Annotated in this window: 6 protein-coding genes; all 6 read right to left on the reverse strand. The window is 38.8% G+C overall.

Features of this window, described 5'->3' with window-relative positions:
- Window positions 1-42 precede the first annotated feature (42 nt).
- The 6 genes from HMPREF0493_RS09255 to HMPREF0493_RS03270 all read right to left on the reverse strand — a co-directional run bounded on the left by HMPREF0493_RS09255 (window position 43) and on the right by HMPREF0493_RS03270 (window position 4,257).
- The gene (locus HMPREF0493_RS09255; RefSeq protein WP_006351856.1) at window positions 43-612 is read right to left on the reverse strand and encodes an ROK family protein; all 570 of its coding nucleotides are present in this window, start codon (window positions 610-612) and stop codon (window positions 43-45) included.
- Window positions 613-628: 16 nt separating this feature from the next.
- A complete protein-coding gene (locus HMPREF0493_RS09260; RefSeq protein ID WP_316244706.1) occupies window positions 629-994 on the reverse strand; it encodes an ROK family protein in 366 nt (121 codons plus the stop codon).
- Between the two features lie 98 nt (window positions 995-1,092).
- On the reverse strand, window positions 1,093-1,461 hold the full coding sequence (locus HMPREF0493_RS03255) for a DUF956 family protein (protein WP_006351858.1): 369 nt from the start codon (window positions 1,459-1,461) through the stop codon (window positions 1,093-1,095).
- Window positions 1,462-1,467: 6 nt separating this feature from the next.
- Complete coding sequence (locus HMPREF0493_RS03260) at window positions 1,468-2,388, reverse strand: PTS system mannose/fructose/sorbose family transporter subunit IID (RefSeq protein ID WP_006351859.1); 921 nt, start codon at window positions 2,386-2,388, stop codon at window positions 1,468-1,470.
- Window positions 2,389-2,415: 27 nt separating this feature from the next.
- A complete protein-coding gene (locus HMPREF0493_RS03265) occupies window positions 2,416-3,228 on the reverse strand; it encodes a PTS mannose/fructose/sorbose transporter subunit IIC (protein WP_006351860.1) in 813 nt (270 codons plus the stop codon).
- Between the two features lie 18 nt (window positions 3,229-3,246).
- The gene (locus HMPREF0493_RS03270; RefSeq protein ID WP_006351861.1) at window positions 3,247-4,257 is read right to left on the reverse strand and encodes a PTS sugar transporter subunit IIB; all 1,011 of its coding nucleotides are present in this window, start codon (window positions 4,255-4,257) and stop codon (window positions 3,247-3,249) included.
- Window positions 4,258-4,379: the final 122 nt, after the last annotated feature.

Here is a 4,379-nt window from a genome sequence, read left to right on the forward strand (position 1 = left end):
ATAATAAAAAAGACGATGATTATTTTTAAGTCATCGTCTTTTTTATCTGATTAAGTTAAGTTCTTCATCAACCTGATTATGCTTTTTATCATACTGTGTCAACAACGCATATAATGCACCATAAAGATTGGCACTATTTCTGAACTTTGCTTGCACAACCTTAGGCCGGGTAAATGTTTTGCTCAAGACTGGATTGGCCAACATCAATTTATCATATTGGCGATTTATCTCACGAATTAAAATCATCTCAGCACTTACCCCACCGCCAATTGCTACCTTTTCAACATCAATAACGGCTTGCAAATCCATGATTAACTGTGCAACTTGATAGCAATAATTTTCAAAAATTTCTACAGCTTGAGGATTTCCATGAATGATTTCTTCAAAAACGCGTTTGCCATCTTTTTTATCAGGTAAATCAAGGGTGGTAGCGATTTGCTCAATCATTTTTACAGCAGAACAGGTATTGCCAATAATAGTGTTTTGCCCGCTTCCACTGCTTCTGAAATGATCTAAAACAAAACTAATCTCTCCGGCTTGGAAATGACTGCCACGAATCAAATGATGATCTAAAATAATTCCACCGCCTACCATCGTTCCTAAAACGATCACAGCACTGTTTGAAACATCATTTAGTGATCCTTAACCATAGTTCCGCCAAAGCTGCTGATTTGCCGTCATTTTCCACTCCTACAAGGATATGATATTTATTTTCAAGTATTTTCTTAATAGTTGCGCCATTGAGAAAAGGAAGAGCGCCACCAAAATAGACCGTCCCAGTTCGTACATCTACTTTTCCTGGTACACTGACTGCTATTCCCTTAATTCTTTTTAAATTAAGCCGAATTATTTTGTCTAGAATCTGATAAAATTCATCCAAGCAATGACAATTTGATGGCACTTTATCATTGAACAGCAGGATGCCAGAATGATCTAAAATACCATACTTTATATTGGTCCCACCAACATCAATTGCTAAATAATCCGTTTTCATGAAAATCACGATCATTTCTTTTACTATCTAATGACTGTTTCAGCTTCATTATATTATAAAAAATAAGCTCCAACTGCTTTTGCAGAAGGAGCTTATTTTTATTTTTTCCTACGAGTGAAACGCTGTTTTAATCCCTGCCATAAAGAAAGAGATTTTCGCATATGACTTGCCGGAACGTACTTTCTAATTGCACGTAGAGACTTTTTAGGATCTTTTGTAGCAAAAATAAAGTTTCCATTCTGTCTCGTTCTGATCTCAAATCTTGGAATATATTTACCATGGAAATGGACATCAGCAACTACATAAGTTACTTCATCCCAAGGAATTTGAACGAAGTCACCAACATTACGCTCATTATAAAATTCAAAAGCTTTATCGCCGATCATAACTTTTCCGTAAGACGGAATACCTCTAAACCAGGTAGCTTCGACAGCTAGATCGACTTTCGTATTGATTGATTTAACCATTTTAGATTAAAGAATTCCCCATACGTGGAAGAGAACACCGATAACGAAGATACCAATGATGATCCAGATTGGTGAAACTTTCTTCTTTAACAACCACATGCAGAGGAAGGTTAAAAGAAGACCAGCTAAACCAGGAATCAATGAATCCAAGTTATCTTGCAAAGTAGTAGTCTTAGTCTTAGTTAATGACATACCTTTGCCCATGTTCCATTGAAGCAAAGCTTGTTGGATACCTTTACCACCGGCAGGAAGCTTGTCCCATTCGATGTAACCACCCTTTTGAATAGGGGTTTGAGAAATGATTGGAGTAAATTTAATATTTACCCAACGTTCAATTAAAGCACCCAAAACGAACATACCCATCATGGAAGCTCCACGAGTTACCTTTTGAAGCAAACCACCTGACATGTCGCTGGTAATAGCAGAACCAGCCTTGTAACCAAATTCTTGTGTGTACCATAAGAATGCAAGTCTGATTAAGTTCCAAAGTAAGAAGAACAAGATAGGACCAAGGACATTACCATTCACGGCCATTGATGCACCTAAAGCACCAAGAATTGGACGAACAGTGTACCAGAATACAGGGTCACCAACACCGGCTAAAGGTCCCATCATACCAACCTTAACACCTTGAATAGCTTCATCTTCAACTGGAGCACCATTGGCTTTATCCTCTTCCAAAGCCAAGGTAACACCAAGAATTGGTGATGCTAAATATGGGTGAGTGTTAAAGAATACCAAGTGTCTTTGCAAAGCAGCAACTAAATCCTTCTTATTTGGATATAACTTTCTAAGTGCTGGGATCATTGAGTAGACCCAACCACCGTTCTGCATTCTTTCATAGTTCCATGAACCTTGAAGGAACTGTGAGTGCAACATAACATTAAAGCGATCACGCTTAGTTAATTTAATTTTCTTATCAGCCATTATAAAAATCCTCCTCTAAGCGTCTTTTTAATAGTCATCAATAATATCGCCGAGTGGATCACCGGTGTCATCGCTGCCAGAGTTAGAACCACCTTTGCCACCCTTTGATTCAAGTGCTAAGTACATCAAAGCAAGTGACAAGCCGATAGCACCAAGGGCAATCAAAGTTAAGTCTTTAACTGCGGCTAATGCAAAACCGATAGCGAAGAATGGCCATACTTCTTTAGAAGCCATCATGTTAATAACCATTGCATAACCAACGGCTACAACCATACCACCACCGATAGACATACCTTCATTCAACCATTGTGGCATCATTGCAAGCCATGATCTTACGACACTTGAAGGAATAGCTAAAAGAAGTGCAGCTGGGATAGCAATTCTCAAACCTTGCAAACATATAGCAATCCATTGCCATAAGTTGATCATACGCCAGTTGCCTTTCTTAGCTTGTGCGTCCATAATGTGAACGATAGCAGTAGAAATAGTACGTACAATCATAGTTAAGAACAAACCAGCTACGGCCAAAGGAATGGCGACACCTGTAGCAGTACCGATACCCTTTGTTCCTTGTCCACCTTCAACCAAAATGATAGCTGAAGCAACTGAAGCCAAAGCAGCATCTGGTGCAACAGCGGCACCAATGTTTGCCCAACCCAAGGCGATCATTTGTAATGTACCGCCTAACATAACACCTAAAGTTAAGTTACCGGTTACTAAACCGATTAAAGTACATGCAACCAATGGTTGGTGGAATTGCCATTCATCCAAGATACCTTCCATACCAGCAAGAAAGGCAACAACCACTACCAAAATCATTTGTATAGCGTTTAATTCCATTTGTTTTTCTCCTAAATATTATTTCTTTTGTTCATCAAGTAAACTTTGTGCTTTGTTCAAAATAGCGTCCATGTTACCTGGATTATCAGATGGAACCTTACGTACATCGAATTTAACGCCTAACTTTTCAAGTTCGCGGAAAGTATCAACGTCCTTTTGGTTCATTGATAATACGTTGTTGGCGTTTACGTCGCCTTCCTTGTATGCCATTGAACCAACATTAATAGTCTTAAGATCAATGCCACCCTTGATAGCACGTAAAACGTCTTCTGGATTTTCAAACAACAGAAGTGCGTGAGTATTACCAAATCTAGGGTCTTTTGCGATTTCTTCCATCTTCTTTAATGGAACAACGTGAGCTTTAACACCTGCAGGTGCAGCTTCACGAATCATACTCTTACGCAACTCATCTTTAGAAACGCTGTCAGAAACAACAATTACACGATCAGGGTGCAATTGTGGAATCCAACCGGTAGCTACTTGTCCGTGAAGTAAACGTGAGTCAATTCTAGCCAATACAATTTTAATATGACCATCACCGATCACAGTTCCTTCTGGAATAGCTTTCTTTGGAGCTGAGCTCTTGCCTTCTGCCTTTGCTGGTGCAGCTGAACTCTTAGTCATTAAATCACTTGGTTTAGTCTTAATACCATCTTTAGCTGGATCAACAATAGCAGTAGCAATATCATGCGCAGTTGCATTAGCATTGGTCATTCTTTCGGTCAATGCTTGTACTACCATTGGTAAATTCATACCACTTACAATAGCCCATTTGTCGGCATGCTTTTCAAGAAGTCCGTTGGCTTGGTTGAATGGCGTACCGCCCCATAGGTCGACAAGAAACAATACTTCATCTTGGTTATCGAATGAAGCAATTGCTTTTTCCATTTTGCCACGAATGTCATCTGGACCTTCATCAGGTTTCAAAATGACATGAGCAAAGTCGCTTTGTTCACCGAAAAGCATTTGTGCAGATTGTGCAATACCATCGGCGAAACCACCATGGCTGGCTAAAACAATTCCTACCATGTTATTTCCTCCTCTAGATCAATCTAATGAATCCGCTTTATATTATACAAGATTTACAAGGGGTATTACAACGCTTTCATGAAAATTATTTAGTTTTTATAAAATTTATTAATGTTTTGTTA

The organism is Lactobacillus amylolyticus DSM 11664, assembly GCF_000178475.1.
Classification (GTDB): domain Bacteria; phylum Bacillota; class Bacilli; order Lactobacillales; family Lactobacillaceae; genus Lactobacillus; species Lactobacillus amylolyticus.